Source organism: Mucilaginibacter sp., from assembly GCF_025359345.1.
Lineage (GTDB): Bacteria > Bacteroidota > Bacteroidia > Sphingobacteriales > Sphingobacteriaceae > Mucilaginibacter.
Genome location: NZ_JANYGQ010000002.1, coordinates 35,521 through 51,502, shown reverse-complemented (window position 1 = coordinate 51,502; position 15,982 = coordinate 35,521). Strand labels below are relative to the sequence as shown.

14 protein-coding genes are annotated in these 15,982 nt (G+C 43.4%); 5 read left to right on the top strand and 9 right to left on the bottom strand.

Going from position 1 to position 15,982, the window contains the following annotated elements; translation table 11 throughout:
* Positions 1 to 80: 80 nt before the first annotated feature.
* Genes Q0R52_RS00865 through lpxK form a run of 3 tightly spaced genes read right to left on the bottom strand, consistent with a single transcriptional unit; the run spans position 81 to position 4,078 of the window.
* Complete coding sequence (locus Q0R52_RS00865; RefSeq protein ID WP_295791028.1) at positions 81 to 2,189, bottom strand: putative porin; 2,109 nt, start codon at positions 2,187 to 2,189, stop codon at positions 81 to 83.
* Positions 2,182 to 3,003: a purine-nucleoside phosphorylase gene (locus Q0R52_RS00860; protein WP_295791025.1), complete on the bottom strand. Its 822-nt coding sequence runs from the start codon at positions 3,001 to 3,003 to the stop codon at positions 2,182 to 2,184. The genes Q0R52_RS00865 and Q0R52_RS00860 overlap by 8 nt, the downstream gene beginning before the upstream one ends.
* Positions 2,966 to 4,078: a tetraacyldisaccharide 4'-kinase gene (gene lpxK, locus Q0R52_RS00855; protein WP_295791022.1), complete on the bottom strand. Its 1,113-nt coding sequence runs from the start codon at positions 4,076 to 4,078 to the stop codon at positions 2,966 to 2,968. The genes Q0R52_RS00860 and lpxK overlap by 38 nt, the downstream gene beginning before the upstream one ends.
* A gap of 126 nt (positions 4,079 to 4,204) precedes the next feature.
* Between lpxK and Q0R52_RS00850 the strand changes: the two genes are divergently transcribed.
* On the top strand, positions 4,205 to 4,687 hold the full coding sequence (locus tag Q0R52_RS00850; RefSeq protein WP_295791019.1) for an ankyrin repeat domain-containing protein: 483 nt from the start codon (positions 4,205 to 4,207) through the stop codon (positions 4,685 to 4,687).
* A 43-nt stretch (positions 4,688 to 4,730) separates the two neighbouring features.
* Here the strand turns inward: Q0R52_RS00850 and Q0R52_RS00845 are convergent, their stop codons facing one another.
* From Q0R52_RS00845 to Q0R52_RS00835, 3 genes are read right to left on the bottom strand one after another with little or no spacing between them, the layout of a single operon-like run.
* On the bottom strand, positions 4,731 to 5,486 hold the full coding sequence (locus tag Q0R52_RS00845; RefSeq protein ID WP_295791017.1) for a peptidase E: 756 nt from the start codon (positions 5,484 to 5,486) through the stop codon (positions 4,731 to 4,733).
* A gap of 17 nt (positions 5,487 to 5,503) precedes the next feature.
* Entirely contained in the window at positions 5,504 to 5,956 is a 453-nt protein-coding gene (locus Q0R52_RS00840; protein ID WP_295791015.1) for a hypothetical protein, read from the bottom strand.
* A complete protein-coding gene (locus Q0R52_RS00835; RefSeq protein WP_295791011.1) occupies positions 5,953 to 6,150 on the bottom strand; it encodes a hypothetical protein in 198 nt (65 codons plus the stop codon). The genes Q0R52_RS00840 and Q0R52_RS00835 overlap by 4 nt, the downstream gene beginning before the upstream one ends.
* A gap of 340 nt (positions 6,151 to 6,490) precedes the next feature.
* Between Q0R52_RS00835 and Q0R52_RS00830 the strand changes: the two genes are divergently transcribed.
* The 3 genes from Q0R52_RS00830 (at position 6,491) to Q0R52_RS00820 (ending at position 9,053) form a co-directional block, all read left to right on the top strand.
* Positions 6,491 to 7,222: a hypothetical protein gene (locus Q0R52_RS00830; RefSeq protein WP_295791008.1), complete on the top strand. Its 732-nt coding sequence runs from the start codon at positions 6,491 to 6,493 to the stop codon at positions 7,220 to 7,222.
* Between the two features lie 196 nt (positions 7,223 to 7,418).
* Entirely contained in the window at positions 7,419 to 8,120 is a 702-nt protein-coding gene (locus Q0R52_RS00825; RefSeq protein ID WP_295791005.1) for a PspA/IM30 family protein, read from the top strand.
* Between the two features lie 174 nt (positions 8,121 to 8,294).
* Positions 8,295 to 9,053: a hypothetical protein gene (locus Q0R52_RS00820; RefSeq protein ID WP_295791002.1), complete on the top strand. Its 759-nt coding sequence runs from the start codon at positions 8,295 to 8,297 to the stop codon at positions 9,051 to 9,053.
* A gap of 110 nt (positions 9,054 to 9,163) precedes the next feature.
* Here Q0R52_RS00820 and Q0R52_RS00815 read toward each other — a convergent pair whose 3' ends face one another.
* Positions 9,164 to 11,533 (bottom strand): ABC transporter permease, encoded by a 2,370-nt coding sequence (locus Q0R52_RS00815; protein WP_295791000.1) that lies wholly within the window; start codon positions 11,531 to 11,533, stop codon positions 9,164 to 9,166.
* Between the two features lie 89 nt (positions 11,534 to 11,622).
* Positions 11,623 to 14,052, bottom strand: a complete 2,430-nt coding sequence (locus Q0R52_RS00810; protein WP_295790997.1) for an ABC transporter permease — start codon at positions 14,050 to 14,052, stop codon at positions 11,623 to 11,625.
* Positions 14,053 to 14,615: 563 nt separating this feature from the next.
* On the opposite strand from Q0R52_RS00810, the gene Q0R52_RS00805 reads away from it, so the two are divergent.
* Complete coding sequence (locus Q0R52_RS00805) at positions 14,616 to 15,524, top strand: serine hydrolase (protein WP_295790995.1); 909 nt, start codon at positions 14,616 to 14,618, stop codon at positions 15,522 to 15,524.
* A gap of 66 nt (positions 15,525 to 15,590) precedes the next feature.
* On the opposite strand, the gene Q0R52_RS00800 is transcribed toward Q0R52_RS00805, so the two are convergent.
* The gene (locus Q0R52_RS00800) at positions 15,591 to 15,938 is read right to left on the bottom strand and encodes an MmcQ/YjbR family DNA-binding protein (RefSeq protein WP_295790992.1); all 348 of its coding nucleotides are present in this window, start codon (positions 15,936 to 15,938) and stop codon (positions 15,591 to 15,593) included.
* Positions 15,939 to 15,982: the final 44 nt, after the last annotated feature.

The following is a 15,982-nucleotide window of genomic DNA, read 5'->3' as shown; positions in this document are numbered from 1 at the left end:
TTAATTGCTGCCGGTTATTCTTTTCTCTAACTGACTAAGCCTTTTTTTCAACTAATCTCTAATTAACTAACCTCTAATCTCTAGTTATAAAACGCCCACGATATCCCAATCTTCAGCATATGGTCCTGCTGCGGGTAACGGTTTACGGTGTAGTAGCCTTTGCTGAACAGACCCTGGTTGGCGTAATCGTACATTACAAACAAGTTGGTGCGCTGCAGGGTGGCTTTCAAAAATATGGTCGCTACCGGGTACGATGAAAAACTGACGTTTGCCCCGTTGTAAAACTGGCCAAGGCCAGGTGCGTATGAGGGTGCTGTGTACGATGTATTATACCGTACATCCATACCGATGTTTGAGTACAGCACCTTAAATAAAAGGGCCTTATAATAAATGCTGGTGTAGTTATAAAACTGCGGTGTGCGCAGCGTTTTCTCGTAATCGGTTTTTTGGTAAACCAAATAGGTATCAAAATGCCAGCGACGCCAGGCAATACTTTTGCCGACGCTTAACTTTATCATATTGATAGAACTGTTCAGCTGCGCCGGATGGGCATCGATGCCATTGTTTTGAGCGGTAAAATACAGGTAGTCGGATATTAAAAAGTACTCAGCCTTGAAATCGAACTTGAGCGGAGCGTTTACGTAGTTAAACGACACGCTGTTGGTTTTTTGATTGCTGAATTTGTTATGAAAAATAAAGTGATTGGATATCCAACTGGTGTAGACCAGCGGCGCCGAACTGCTTTGGGAGTATCCTTCCAAAATTATTTTGCCGGCCTTATTATTACCGGCAAGTGTTACTTTGGCATCATACAAAAAGTCGCCGAAATCGCGGCCCTGGAAAACTTGTTGAACGTTGGCCTCCAGGAATGCCCTGTCGCTCAGTTTATAGCTTAACTTTCCCTTCGCCGTCAGGTCCTGGAAAGAATTTTTTTGTACACGGTTAGGCAACACAACTTTTGCCCCGTATTGGTTTAATGTGGTATCGCTTACAAACTGGCCGTAGCTAAAAATATCCTGGGTAAGCCCTACGTCAAGCTTCAGCTCGTTTTTAACTGCCTTTTCGCTCTTGCTGCGGAGGTAAAAACTATACGAAAAATCGTTCTGCAGGTGTGTGACAGAAAGTGAGTCGCGCGATCGGTTGGAGCCATAGTAATAATCGGGAAACACATTATACTGATCAGCTCCATTTTGCAAAAACTCATATTTCGTCGCATCGTACCTGAAAGTAAATGCCACGCGCTGCGTCGGCAATATCGATGCTTTGCCTTTGCCGGTGCTTACGCTATCGATATGCCCTATGTAGTAAAACTGTTTTAAATAAAATGAGCCGCCTTTCCAGTTTTCAAATGCGGACTGCAGTCGCACAGGTTCGGAGCTTTTATCGATTGACCCGGTTACAAAAATAGAATCGTTTAATATCGAACCGGTTACAGGCGCCTTAAGGTTATTATAAATTAAGTTTGATAACAGGTTATACCGTTTGCTTTTCGATTCGTACCAGACAAATGCCGCCGCATTAACATCGCTTACATTTTGCGCCAAAACGTTGCTGTAGGCGTAATACCCCCTCGAGCCTGTAAAATTTAAATTGAAACCGACGTTGAGTTGCGGGTTAACGTTTTGCGTGTGCAATATTTTAAATATCTGCTCTTTAACCCCTGTGTAGCCAACCAGGTACAGCTGTGTGTAGGCTACCCGGGCCCGGTAATAATTTATATTTTCGGGCCGCAGCATGTAAGGATCGAGCTCGTGCAGGCCAGTCTCAAAGCCAATAGTACGCGATGGCTCAAACAATAAGCTGCGTGCCGACAACCCAGTATTACCCAGGCTTATTTTCGGCGAACGCGGCTGTAAAAGCGGGCTGTAATTTTCATAGTTATACAACGCGGTATCCAAAGCAAATAATACCGTGCTATCACGCAAAAAACGCTCGCTGGTAACCCTGATGAAATTCGAGTTAAAAACAACGCTGTCTTTTTTTCTCTCTTGCTTTTTCCGCAGTGAATCGAGTTGCTGGTCGGTGGTCAGTATTTTGCCGCCCCGGGTACTGGTATCGCGCAAATTTGTCTGCCCGTCGCTCTGCTGCTGACCTGGGTAATTTTGGTTACCGCGCCGTATTTGCGCAAAAGCAGCCTGCGTACAAACGCAGATAAGTAATAATAAGATGTATTTCAGTTTATCAGGCATTAAAACCGGCTATCAATTCTTTAAGTATCAATGTCATTTTTGGTTCGGCTACGTGTGCAACGGCCAGTATTTCTTCCAGCGATACCGGCTTTAATACTTCAGGAAAACCTTCATCGGTTAATACCGAAATGGCAAACACTGTTAATCCCGCATGCCTTGCCACAATCACCTCGGGTACAGTGCTCATCCCAACAGCATCGCCACCTATTATACGTAAGTACTTATACTCGGCTTTTGTTTCAAGGTTAGGGCCTGTAACCCCAACGTAAACTCCCTTGTGGCAGGTAATATTGTTTGCTTTTGCAATATTTAATGCTTTATCAATTAATTCGTGCTGATAGGGTTCGCTCATGTCCGGGAACCGGGGGCCGAGTTCTTCCTCGTTGCGGCCGGTAAGCGGGTTATGGGGCTGCAGGTTTATATGGTCCTCAATCACCATCAGGTCGCCCTTTTTAAAGTCCGGGTTTAATGAGCCGCTGGCGTTCGATACAAATAGTGTTTTTATGCCCAGCATCTTCATTACCCTAACCGGGAAGGTAATTTGCTGCATGTTATAGCCTTCGTAATAATGAAGCCTACCCTGCATAGCAACTACTTTTACCCCGTTTAACTTGCCGAATATCAGCTTGCCGCTATGAAACTCCAGGGTCGAGATCGGAAAATCAGGGATGTTTGAATACATCAGCTGTTTTTCAACCTCAATTTCGTTAACCAGGGCGCCCAGGCCGGTACCTAAAATTATACCCACTTCGGGTTCAAATTCGCCTATGCGGCTTTTAATGTATGCTGTGGTCCGTTGTATGCTCTCTAACATAATCTAAAACAATTTTATCAAATTGGCTGCCGCTGTTGTTCAAAAACTCAACCTGTATCGGCATTACAAAAACAGGCAGTTTTTCATCTTGTTGCCCGCCCTGTTTTAACCACGATTCTTCTAAACGCTGTGCATCCTTTTCTGTTGTAATAATTATTTTTTTTTGCGACGGATGGGCAGCGTATTCAGCGGCAAGTTTAGCAATATTTTTTAAGGTAAACGGGTGATGATCGGGATAATTATGGTGGATAATATTCGGGGTACTGTTACATAAATATTGCAACAGTGGCTGCGGGTTGGCAATCCCTGTTAGTAAAAACACAGTTGTATCCTTACCGACAGTTATATCCACCACATTTCCATCCAAATCATGCAACCCCTGGTAAGCTATCGATGTAAAAAACAATTGCTGGTATGGCAACGGTTCTATCTTGTAAGCAAGGACAACCTGCTCATCATGTGTAAGCGAAGTGGGGCATTTGGATATGATAATAACCTGCGCCCGCCACCGCCCGCTGAACGGTTCGCGCATGTTACCGGCCGGCAATAAAAAGTGCGGCTGGTTAATGCGGCTGTAGTCAAACAATAGGATGCTTAACCCCGGCGTAACCGCGCGATGCTGGTAGGCATCATCCATTAAAATTAAATCGTGATGTGGGAGTAATTTAATTAAACCCGCTACCCTATCCTCGCAAACTGCAACTGTAATATCCGAGAACTTTTGATGAAACTGGGCTGGTTCGTCGCCGATTTTTTGAGAAAGTCTTAAGTCTTTTTTTTCTTCTTGATTCTTGACTCTTGATTCTTGGTTCTCTGCGATTAAATATCCTTTAGTTTCGCGCCCGTATCCACGGCTTAAGGTTGCCAGTTTATATTCTGGTTTTAAAAGGCGGATAAGATACTCCGTCATTGGGCTTTTGCCTGCGCCGCCAACCTCCAGGTTGCCAACGGATATGATGGGTTTTGTAAACTTGTAGCTTTTAAACAATCCCGCATCGTAAAACCAGTTGCGCATAATAACAACCAGTCCGTACAGTAATGAAAAAGGCAGCAACAGCCAGCGCAGGTATTTCATAGTTGGGTGCAAAGATAACCGGGATTAATGGATTTTACGGATTTGACGGAATAAGAAAAGAAAATTCGTATTAGTTTATTCTGTAAATTTATTGAATTGAGTTTTTAATAAATGTCCAAGAGCCTAATGACAAACATTGACGATTTTTTTGATTTAGTAGAAAAGAATGAGGTGACGAAAGTCCAGGAACTGATCAATAATGGGATTGATATAAACAAGAAGGATAAATTCGGCTATTCGGCAATTCACACTGCAATGGTTAAAAATTTACCTGACATGGCGAAAACCCTTATTGACGGTGGGATAGATTTAAATCTCCAAAACAATGAAGGGGTAACCAGTTTACACTGTGCCGCGATTTATAATAATCTCAGGTTGGCCGAATTATTACTGCTTCATGGTGCCGATTTGTCGATAAAAGATAAGTACGGAAATCAACCGCTTTGGACTGCCACATTCAACGATAAAGGCCGAAACGAGAGAAGAGAGTTAATTAAATTGTTTTTAAAATATGGGGCTGATATCCATCACAAAAACAACGTAGATAAGAGCCCTAAAGATATTGTACAAATCGCTGGCTATAAAAATTTAGAGGATATCATTTCTTAGGCAAAAGATTTACCCTAATCTCCAGTCTCTAATCAACTGATCTCTATTTAATCACCTCCACCACCGGCAACAACTTCTCATCCACCTTACCATCAACAACTGATACATAATAAGTATTGCTCTTATCATCCGCAGCTACCGATTTAATATACTTTTCGTTTTCAAAAACTATCCCGGCCATATCATCAATGGCATAACCGGGGCTTAATTTGCCCTTCAGCACGTTTTCAAAATAAAGCGGCTTGCGCAGCGGTTCGCTGTGGTAATGCGGACAATGGCTGGTTTGTATAAAGCCCAATCCCTGCACAATTGATAAATCTTTTGGCCGCGAGTCTGTTGTGCCACCCTGGAACCAGCATAACGAGCCGGCGCTGCCACCGGCCAGTACGATGCCTTTATTATAGGCTTTCCGTAATACGGTGTCAATACCCTGTGCTTTCCATATTGCCATCATGTTTAAGGTATTACCGCCGCCAACAACAATGGCGTCCATGCTGAGCAGGTTTTCTTCAAACGTTTTTTTCTCGGTGTATGAGGCCACATAGGCGCGTTGTACGTAGGGCCGCATCACCAGGTCTTCGCATGCGCCATACCATGCCAGTATGTAGTTGGCATTGTCGCCGGTGGCTGTTGGCAGAAAACATATTTTGGGGTTTGCTTTTTTTGTTAGTGCAATAACATATTGCATAAACTGCCTGTTAAAATTACCACCGTAAGCAAAAATGGTGCGGGTTGGCTGCTGGGCCATTGCGGCGAAACAGTACGCCAATAGTAGTGCCGAAAGATATATCTTTTTCAATTCAAATGTTTTTTTGTCTACTCTGATTTATTATTAAGCAAGTCAATATCTCCCCAATCTTTCGCACGTCCTGTAGCCATTTTATTAGCGATGAAATCGTGTATATTGATAAACGAAATAGTTAAATCTTCCTCATGGCCTATAATCCGGCCGGCATAGGCTTCTTCAAAATTAACACCCGATATCGCATTCAAAATATCTATCCTTAAAGGAGGATGACCTAACTGGGTGACGTAATTTTCTTTTAAGAAATCTTCTTTGGTGAGCCGTAACGATTCAAACCCAAAATCTTTGAGAACATTAACCATTTTGTCAGCATTTTCAACACTTGGCTTAATCCAAATATCTAAGTCACCCGTATGTCTTGGCCGTCCATGAAAAGCCAGGGCATGGGCACCGACAACCATATACTCAACACTGTGAATGTTAAGCAATTCAATAAAGTCGATAAAATCCCTTTCAAAAATCATAAGGGTCGGGAGGTGATAACCCTGGCCATTTTTTCGGGGAAAAAACCGTTTAACCAGGTGTAATAGTTCTTTCTCAGCCGGGTTACTTCGGCCAATCGTTCTGTAGTACTTTTTGACCGCCAAAAAAGCAAATCAGCTTGGTCCTCTTCTTCCACTTTAACATGATTAACCACCTTAGCCATTTTTCTTTCCATTAGCTCAAATATAACACAGCATTTTTTATTAACATAAAGATAACGATAAAAACTCAATTCAATATAAAACCGGGAAAAGTCAGGCTATAAATCCGCTGTCAGCATGAATGTCTTCATAATGTAAGTTAACTAATTTATAGCAAACACCTTAACCAATTCTTTTTCAACTTCCGGACTTTTCCGACTTTCCGGACTAATAAAAATTTCTTTATATTTTTGTAACATCCTGCCACATCCCTATCTCTAAATATGGTAACTAAAACAAAAAACAGCCAACCGGCACAAACAACAACGATCAATGCTGCTATAGCCGGTCAAAAAACAACTCATTAAAATCATCATGAAAAAAATATTCATAGCGCTAACCCTGTTAGTATTTATGGCCTCTGCGTGCAACCAAAACCGCCCGCAGCAAAACAATGTAACCATCGAAAACAATACCACGGCAGGGTTCGATGTAAACAAGCTGGCGCAATTTGTAAAAACCAGTACCGACCCGGCCACGCTTGAAAAAGCCATTAACGATCCGGCGAACCGCATCAACAACCTCGACCTTGATAAAGACGGCAATATCGACTACCTAAAAGTTCAGGAAGCCGACGGCAATAAGCTGAAGGTTTTAGACGATGTAAGCAATTCCGAATCTGTAACAGTTGCCAGCATTAACGTAAGCCCCGACAACACCAACAACACGGCAGATTTAAACATACAGGGCAACCCGAACTATGTTGGGTATAACAATTATTATCACTCATCGTTTTCTTTCGGTGACATGTTATTGCTGAGTTACCTGATGCGTCCGCACGCTTATTACATGCCGATGTATCACTACGGTTACTACCCGTCATCGTATGTACACACACGTACTTACAGCACATTCAGGCCTACAAGTTCCTCGTCGATGTCATCAAGGGCGAGCAGCCGCAGCAGCTTAAGCAGCCCGGTGAGGTCACAGCGGTCGTTTGGTACACGCAGCAGTTCGAGCCGGGTACGCAGCGGCGGGTTCGGGCATAGCAGCAGCTCCGGCAGAAGCGGGTTTGGAAGAAGCAGAGGTTTTGGAAGAAGGAGATAATAATGACACAAATTTCACGAATTAAGACGAATTTCACGAATTGATACTGACAGAAATGAATGGCTTTTGTAGCTAACAATCCGTCAAAATTCGCTAAAATAGTAAAATTCGTATCTTCTCAATTCGTGAAATTCGATACAATTCGTGAAATTCGTGAATCAAATAATATAAACACTAAACATCTAAATTTAAGAAAATGAGCATATTCGACAGGTTATTCCGCATTGGTGCGGCAGAAGCAAACGCAGCAGTTGATAAATTAGAAGATCCGGCAAAAATGGCCGACCAGATTTTACGCGAATTACGCGCCAACTATCAGCAAGCCATACAGGGCGAAGCTGAAATAAAAGCTATGGCTTTGCAACACCGCGCCAGCGAACTTAAAAGCCGCAATGCCGCCGACGAATGGGAGAAAAAAGCAAATGAGCTTTTAGACCGTATTGAAACCAAACAGCTTGATGAAGCTAAAGGCAACGAACTGGCAAACAAAGCCGCTGAGGCACATGTTGCTGCCGAAAATGAAGCCAATGAGTACGCAAAAATGGCCGAAAAAGAAGAAAGTGCCGTTGCAGTAATGGACCTTAAAATAAAACAAATTAAGGACCAGATTGCCGAAACAGAAAGCCGCTCACAAATGATACAATCGCGCGCTAAAACTGCCGAGGTTTCTGAAAAGATCAGCAAAACACTATCAAGCGTTGATACCGACGGCCTGATGGCTACACTTAACCGTATGGACCAAAAAGCTTCGGCACAGGAGTTCCGCGCAGCTGCTTATGCGCAGATTGATGATTCAACATTATCAACTGAGCAGGAGATAAACAAGGCGTTGGGCGCAGGTTCGTCATCAAATGCACTGGAAGCTATTAAAGCTAAAAGGACGAAGTTGTTGAATTAAAAACCCCACCCGTCATTGCGAGGAACGAAGCAATCTCTGCACAGGACAGTCAGGAAACTTAATGTTTATTGCATCCTGTATGCCGAATGCACGTTTCCCCAAATATCGTACTTCATTGATTAGCATGTGAAGAGATTGCTTCGTTCCTCGCAATGACGTTTTTTTTTTACCCCCATGTATTTAACAAACGATAATAAAAAATCATTTAAAGCCATTATCATTTTAAACGAGATGATAAATGGCACACACCAGTTTCAAACCGTTGCCAATGGCGACGACAGTGTGCTGGAGCCCTTGTTTATCGACCTTATGTCGAAAGGTTATATGACCACCAGTGGCATGAACTACCAGGTTACCGCCAGTGGCCGCCAGGTGTTCGATACCTTTATGAAGCGCTATACCGAGTACCTGAAAGTTTACGATATTTTCTCGTACGTCGACCTGGAAAAAGGCGAATTTGCGTTTGAACGCTATTTCGATTTTGAGACTGACGATGCATGGTTCAGTTATACCGATAACGAACGCTTTGACGACCTGCGGATTGCAGTAGCCATATTTAAAAAGGTTGATCCGGCCGAAATTGTGTTCATGTCGTTCATTAACGAGAACAGGTTCGATACCACATCGGCAGGTTGGCAGATGGATTTGGTTTCGGACAATAACTGGAGCGAAATAGAAGAAATATGTAATGCTGCCATCAAGCCCGAAGAAGTTGGCGACGATGCCATGGTTGATATGGTAAACCAGGGCTCGGAGCTGATGATAAAGCTCATGCAGCAGGAACAGGAGCAAAATCAAAACCAGGGCGGCAACAATGGTGGTGGTAGTTTCGGCAACGACTATATTGAACAGGAAACTGTTACCTATTACGAGCCGTATTACGACCCGTATTATATTTCGCCAATTTGGTTAGTGCCCTTGTTTCTTTGGTAATTCGTTCATTGGTTCATTAGTGGAAAGTAAGGCAATATCGTCTGAATCAGAATTTACAGGGTCGGTATTCATCCTGTAAATTCTGATTTAATTATTCGACTGCCAACTGCCTACTCATTTTTAAGGCTCTTCACCGGGTTTGCCAGTGCGGCTTTTATTGCTTGTGTGCTTATGGTTAGCAAAGTGATAACTATCGCCACAATGGCCGATATTATAAAAACACCCGGCCCTATAGTTATCCTGTAATCATACTTCATTAGCCACTTTTGTAAAAAATACAAGGCTATGGGCGATGCTATCACACAGCTGATAACTACCAGCACCACAAAGTCTTTTGACAACAGCATCCAAACCTGGGTTACGGTGGCACCCAATACTTTGCGTACGCCAATTTCTTTGGTCCGTTGTTCAGCAACAAAGGCGGCCAGGCCAAACAAACCAAGGCAGGAAATAAATATGGCCAGCGCGGCAAATACGCCGACAAGTTTACCTACCAACTCTTCCTCGTTAAATTTCCGGTTGTATTCATTGTCTACAAAGCGATAATCATATGGATAGGCCGGGCTGAATTTATTAAAGATGTCTGTCAATTTGGTTATGGCTTCGTGAGGAGGCACGTTGGGCGATAGTTTGTAAAGCAGGTTATCGCCACCTCCCAGTTGAAACATCGTGGGGTCGGCGGCGGCATAAGGCGAGCTCATTAATGCATCCTTTACTACGCCAATAACTCTATACGTCATCCCGTTCTTCACAATTTTTTCGCCGAGCGGGTTAGCCAGCCGGAGGCGTTTTACCGCCGCTTCGTTCAACAGCAATGCCGATGAATCAGATTTTGCACCGTTAATAAAGCCCCGTCCTGCCACTATCTTCATCCCAAGGGTTTTAAAATAGTCAGGTGCTACCGATATACGACCCATTTCAACGGTTTCACCCGGGCGCTTTCCCTGGAAGTAATCCAGGTCCATATGCGAATCGATATCTGTTGCCGGGCTTGACGCCATGGCTATTGAGCTGACTACACCGTTCTGTAACAACTCATGTTTTAAAGCCTCATAATTACTATAAAGGTTATTATTCATGCCGCTTGTTATCACGCGGCTGATATCGTAACCAGTTGGGCGATTGCGTGCATATTCAACTTGTCGGTATATAATGACCGTGCTGATAATGAGCATAATTGAACAGCTAAACTGCGCTACCACCAATATTCTTCTCGAAAACGCGGCGGATTTCGGAGCCCTAAAAGTTCCTTTTAATACTTTAACGGGATTGAACGACGACAGGTAAAACGCAGGACGGCTTCCGGCTATAACAGAAGTCAGTAAAATACCGCAAAAAACCGTCAGCCAAAACCATCCGCTTGCAAATGGTATATTGATTACAGTGCCAGCGAGCGCATTAAACGCGGGTAAACAAATATCAACCAGCACTACACCAAGCACGAATGATAAAAATGTAAGGACTGCTGATTCTGTCAGAAATTGGAAGATCAGGTCCCGTCGACCTGAGCCGATCGCTTTACGCACGCCAACTTCACGTGCCCGTTTTTCGGAGCGCGCAGTAGAAAGGTTGACAAAGTTGATACAGGCAATAAGCAGAACCAATATGCCTACGATACCGAAAATACGTACATATTCAATAAATCCATCAACTGCTTTCCCATTTTTGTACGAACCATAAAGATGCCAGTCTGCTATGGGCTGCATGATAACGCTCGAGCTCATGGCGTTTATGTTATCAGTTTGCGTTTTTTCGATATCCTTTATTTTGACAGCCACTTTTGAATAAGTTACGCCGGGTTTAAGCGCTGCAAATAGTTGATAGCCGTTGTTGCCAAAGCTACCACCATACTGCGATTGGAGAGCCTCAACCTGCACAAGGTAGCTGAACGGCAGCAGGTATTTAAATTGAAAAGAACTGTTGGCCGGCAGGTTTTGAATTACCGCAGTTACTTTAAGGTTATCCCTATTATCCACACGGACTACCTTATTTATAGGGTTTTCATCGCCGAATAAAGACTTAGCGGTCGATTCAGTCAGTACGATACTCAGCGGGTCGACAAGCGCGTTTTTTGCGGCGCCATTGATAACTTTGAATTTAAAAATCTCCATAAAACCGCTGCCAACCTGCTGCCCGTTTAACAGAAGCTTTTTGGCACCAACCATCAGGCCATGCGAGCTGCCAAAGTCAGATTCAGCGACCTGTGCAAATCCAGGAACCTGGCTGCGCAGCACAGCGGCGAGCTTCAGCGAGGTTGAACCGAACGTAAGCGTGTCGCCATTACTGTTAAAGTTGCGCCTAACCTGGTAAGCGTGCTCGTAGTCGGGTAAAAATTTATCAAATGAATATTGGTAATTGACCCAAAGAGCAATCAGCAAAGCCACGGCCATGCCAGCCGCCAAACCAACAATATTCAGCGCGCTGTAAACCTTATTGTTAACAATGTTGCGCCAAGCAATTTTTATATAGTTTTTTATCATAGGGTTAGTTCATTCGTTCACTAGTTTATTGGTAGCCAATTCATTAGCACTTACACTCTTTCAACTAATCTTTGGTCTCTAAACTCTAATCACTCCCTTTTAAGACTTTTCACCGGGTTCATCAATGCTGCTTTTATTGCCTGCGAGCTTACTGTTAACAGTGCTATAACCATTGCCAGTATTCCTGCTAATCCAAACATCCACCAGCTAAGTGGTATGCGATAGGAGAACCCCTGCAGCCACTTGCTGGCGAAATACCAGGTGAATGGTGTTGCAATAACAAATGATACTACAACAAGTATTAAAAAATCTTTCGACAGCAGGCCCACTATACCCGATACGCTTGAACCTAAAACCTTGCGTATGCCTATCTCCTTGCTCCGCTGCTCTGCGCTGAAGGCGGCAAGACCAAACAAGCCAAGACACGATATCAGGATGGCAACCAATGTGAACGAGTTGATGATTTGCGATAAAATAATTTCGGTTTCGTATTGTTTTTGCACCTCGCTATCGAGGAACGAATAGGTAAACGGCACCGATGGCAAATCCTTTTTCCAGATGGCGCCTACCTGGCTAAGCAGAGTTTTGTAATCCTTACTGCTGGTAGATACTATCATACTTGTAAAATCTCTCGGGTCTTTATCATAAACCAGCATAAACGGCCTTACATCGCTGTGCAGGGAGTTATAATTAAAATCCTTCATCACACCGGCAACTGTAACAAACGATAGCGGATTATTACCATATTGTGTATAAAGTTTTGCACCAATAACGGTTTGCTCGTTTAAGTTGACACGCTTCATCAGGGTTTGGTTAATGAGCACCTTTCCCGAGTCGCCTTTCATAAAGTCGCGGCCACTCACTAGCTTGATACCATTGGCTTTCATGAAGAACTCGTCGCTGGCTATATTTTGCGCATCAATAGCAGTAGCCATATTGCCGCCGGCCGGGTAAACGCCATGGTCGTGCATAACAAACTGACTAAGATAATTATCCGCGCTGGTAACAGCTTTCACATCGGCAAGCTGTTTTAAATCATTCGCCAGTGCAGGCATCTGTGTTTGTGCATCGTTGGTATAAAAGTTGAATACCAGCTTCTGGTTCTTATCAAAACCTAAATCTTTTGATTTAATAAAATTCAGCTGGCTATAAATAATAATGATACCGGTAATCAGGACGATGGAAAGTACAAACTGGAACACCACCAATGAGCGGCGAATACCTGCAGCAGATACCTTATTGGTAAAATTGCCTTTGATAACCTTGATAGCCTCGAATGCAGATAAATAAAATGCCGGATAGCTGCCGGCAACCAAACCTGTAACCAAAACAAGGCCTGCAAGCATCAGCCAAAGGCGGTAATCGGCAAAAAAGGATAGTTGGATATTGGTCCGGGTAATATTATTTAAGTAAGGCAGGGCTACCCACAGCAGTGGCAGCGCTATAATTACGCCGATAAAAGCCAGCAGGAACGATTCGCCCAAAAACTGTTTGATTAAATCGTATTTCCCTGCGCCTATCACCTTGCGTACGCCCACTTCCTTGGCACGTTTAGATGCGCGGGCAGTAGACAGGTTCATGAAGTTGATGCAGGCGATAACCTGTATCATAACCGCTATCAGGATAAGTATAAAAAGAAAAGATGGATCGGTGGTTTTGGTGAGTTCAATTTCAAAACCGCCGGTGGTATGTATAGAGGTAACCGGTTGCAGGTGCAATACTTTAGTCATACCCATGGCTTTCATTTCCTGGCCAGCGTTTTTATTTAAGAAAGCAGGCAACTTTTTTTCGAGGGCATTGGCGTCGGCTCCTGGCTTTAGCTTTAAGTAAGCAAACAAAAAGTTATTCCCGGCCCATTCGTGATTATTGGCTATGCCATTTCCTGCTTCGCCGCTTTTCATAGTGATGAACATGTTGGCCTGCAGGTGCGATTTGCCAAGGCTCTCGTCAACCACGCCGGTAACCCTAAAGTCATGTTTGCCCCAGCTATCATTAATATTAATCAACTTGCCCAATGCAGGCTCGCGCCCGAAAAGTTTTTCGGCTGTAGATTTTAACAGCACGATGGAATACGGCTCATCCAGCGCATGCGGCGCATGCCCTTCAACAAAATTATAAGTAAAAACATCGAAGAAGGTTGAATCGACGTAGTATGCGCCTTCCTCGTAAAACGACTGCTCTTTATAACGTAGCAGGTGTTCCTTAGCGCCAAGCTTATCGGTTTCCACCACCCGGGTGTAATTCAATACCTCCGGGAAATTACTCCTGATGGCCGGCGAAATTGGCGGCGACGAAGCACCGCCGTGGTGTTTATCGCCAGTCAACGCCAGGTCGGTTGTGATGCGGTAAATGCTTTTTGCATCTTTGTGCTGTTTATCATAGCTATACTGTTCCTGCACGTACAATAATATATACAGGCAGCAAAGCGTACCAGCAGCCAGGCCAAAAATATTGATGGCGCTAAATGTCTTGTTTTTCAACAAAAAGCGGAAAGCGGTTTTTAAATAACTTCTTATCATAGTTCATTGGTTTAATGGTTCATTAGTTCATTGGGTGTTCGCCTGCTTAAACTCATTACCGATTAATATCTATTGAACTTCGGCTAAGAAAATGCCAAAGGTTTAAATTATTGATAATTAATACATTAAATCATTTTGTTAATTTATTTCCGTCCGTTTTTGATACAATTGATGTACGTGTTTGAACTATGATTTATTGGATTTGTATGATTTTAGGATTTTCGCTGTTCCCACCCTTCCGTGCTTACCATTTCCCTATTCGCCTTTGTTGGAGCTGTCACCATGGGTGTTCGGAAGAATTATTTTGTCATTCAGATCGATAGTTACAGCAGGCAAAGCGTTCCATTTTTTCATACGGAACACCCCGAACGCTATGAAACATTCTCATTATCAGATATTTATGATTTTACAAAATCTATATATGTAAATTACTAATAATCAGATATTAAGGAATTATATTTTTTATCCGTACTTATAATTATCTCATAGTAAGCGTGTTCCATTTTTTTACATCGTTTCATTAGCGGCACACCAACAAGACAACAATCACGTATCTTAGTTTTATGAAATACAAATTTATAATATTTGCCTTCTTCATAACATCAGCCTCCTTCGCCCAAACCGATGCAAAACTTACCGCCAAACTGCAGGATGCTGTAAAGGGCTTCAACGGCCAGGTGGGCATTTATGTACATAACCTTAAAACCGGCAAAACCGCCGCCATGAATGCCGATACACTTTTCCCAACCGCCAGCATGATAAAGGTTAGCATTCAATGCGGACTGATGGATAAAATTGAAAAAGGCGAAATGCAATACAACCAAAAACTGGTTTACCGCGACTCGTTGCTTTATAAGGGCGAAGATATTTTAGGCTCGTTTAAGGATAAGGATACTATTGAAGTAAGCAAGGTTGCCCTGCTGATGATTACCATGAGCGATAACACCGCCAGTGTTTGGCTGCAAAAACTCGTTGGCGGCGACTATATAAACAACTGGCTTGACAAAAACGGATTTAAGGTGATGCGCGTTAACTCGCGTGTTCCGGGCCGCGAGGCTATTCGTGCAAAATATGGCTGGGGCGTTACCACACCTTTTGAAATGTGCCGCCTGTTTACCATGATACGCAACGGCGAAGCAGTTAGCCCGGCAGCCAGCGAACGCATGTACCGAAACATGGGGCGCATATTTTGGGATGATAAAGCCATATCGCAAATACCGCCTTATATTCAAACGGCATCGAAACAGGGTGCATTGGACGAATCAAAATCAGAAACTGTGATGGTTAACGCCCCGCATGGCGATTACGTTTTTTCTGTCATCACTAATCATAATAAAGACCAACGCTGGACAGATGACAACGAAGCTGTAATGCTGATAAGAAAAGTGTCGGCCCTGCTTTGGCATTATTTTGAACCTGGCAGTAAATGGGTGCCACCTACAGGGATGGATAAGTATATGAAGGACGAGTAGTGATTAGAGGTTAGTTGATTTGAGATTAGGAGAAGTCGGAAAGGTCCGAAGGAAAAGGAACGTGGCTTAAACGCCTAACTCCTTTCTCACCTTCGCGGGCAATTTTTCGGCAATTAGCTTGTACGATTGTTTTAAATAAAACTCCCATTCCTGCCAGCTTAATCGGTCGATATCATCGATATGTACCCATTTGTAGCGGGCAACGTATTCTTGCGGCGAGAAACCTTCTTTTGATATAATGGCTTCAAAATCCTCGGCGGGCACCTTAACTGATGCCGACACCGGTACAATATCCGGCGACGTAAACAGAAACGTTTTACCACCCACGTTAAAGCATAAATGCGAGCCCAGCTTTATATCTTCGGTTACGCCGGCAAATTGGTGGCAAAGGGTTTGGATGTCTTCAATTGTCATTGGTGAGTGGTTGATTAAGTTGCAATCTCAGGGCTTAGTTATTG

What these genes read in the sequence shown, in the direction of transcription:
- Q0R52_RS00815 (WP_295791000.1), bottom strand. Translation starts at nt 11,533, where the DNA reads ATGATAAAAAACTATATAAAAATTGCTTGGCGCAACATTGTTAACAAT.
- Q0R52_RS00820 (WP_295791002.1), top strand. Translation starts at nt 8,295, where the DNA reads ATGTATTTAACAAACGATAATAAAAAATCATTTAAAGCCATTATCATT.
- lpxK (WP_295791022.1), bottom strand. Translation starts at nt 4,078, where the DNA reads ATGAAATACCTGCGCTGGCTGTTGCTGCCTTTTTCATTACTGTACGGA.
- Q0R52_RS00860 (WP_295791025.1), bottom strand. Translation starts at nt 3,003, where the DNA reads ATGTTAGAGAGCATACAACGGACCACAGCATACATTAAAAGCCGCATA.
- Q0R52_RS00805 (WP_295790995.1), top strand. Translation starts at nt 14,616, where the DNA reads ATGAAATACAAATTTATAATATTTGCCTTCTTCATAACATCAGCCTCC.
- Q0R52_RS00865 (WP_295791028.1), bottom strand. Translation starts at nt 2,189, where the DNA reads ATGCCTGATAAACTGAAATACATCTTATTATTACTTATCTGCGTTTGT.
- Q0R52_RS00800 (WP_295790992.1), bottom strand. Translation starts at nt 15,938, where the DNA reads ATGACAATTGAAGACATCCAAACCCTTTGCCACCAATTTGCCGGCGTA.
- Q0R52_RS00810 (WP_295790997.1), bottom strand. Translation starts at nt 14,052, where the DNA reads ATGATAAGAAGTTATTTAAAAACCGCTTTCCGCTTTTTGTTGAAAAAC.
- Q0R52_RS00825 (WP_295791005.1), top strand. Translation starts at nt 7,419, where the DNA reads ATGAGCATATTCGACAGGTTATTCCGCATTGGTGCGGCAGAAGCAAAC.
- Q0R52_RS00850 (WP_295791019.1), top strand. Translation starts at nt 4,205, where the DNA reads ATGACAAACATTGACGATTTTTTTGATTTAGTAGAAAAGAATGAGGTG.
- Q0R52_RS00830 (WP_295791008.1), top strand. Translation starts at nt 6,491, where the DNA reads ATGAAAAAAATATTCATAGCGCTAACCCTGTTAGTATTTATGGCCTCT.
- Q0R52_RS00840 (WP_295791015.1), bottom strand. Translation starts at nt 5,956, where the DNA reads ATGATTTTTGAAAGGGATTTTATCGACTTTATTGAATTGCTTAACATT.
- Q0R52_RS00835 (WP_295791011.1), bottom strand. Translation starts at nt 6,150, where the DNA reads ATGGAAAGAAAAATGGCTAAGGTGGTTAATCATGTTAAAGTGGAAGAA.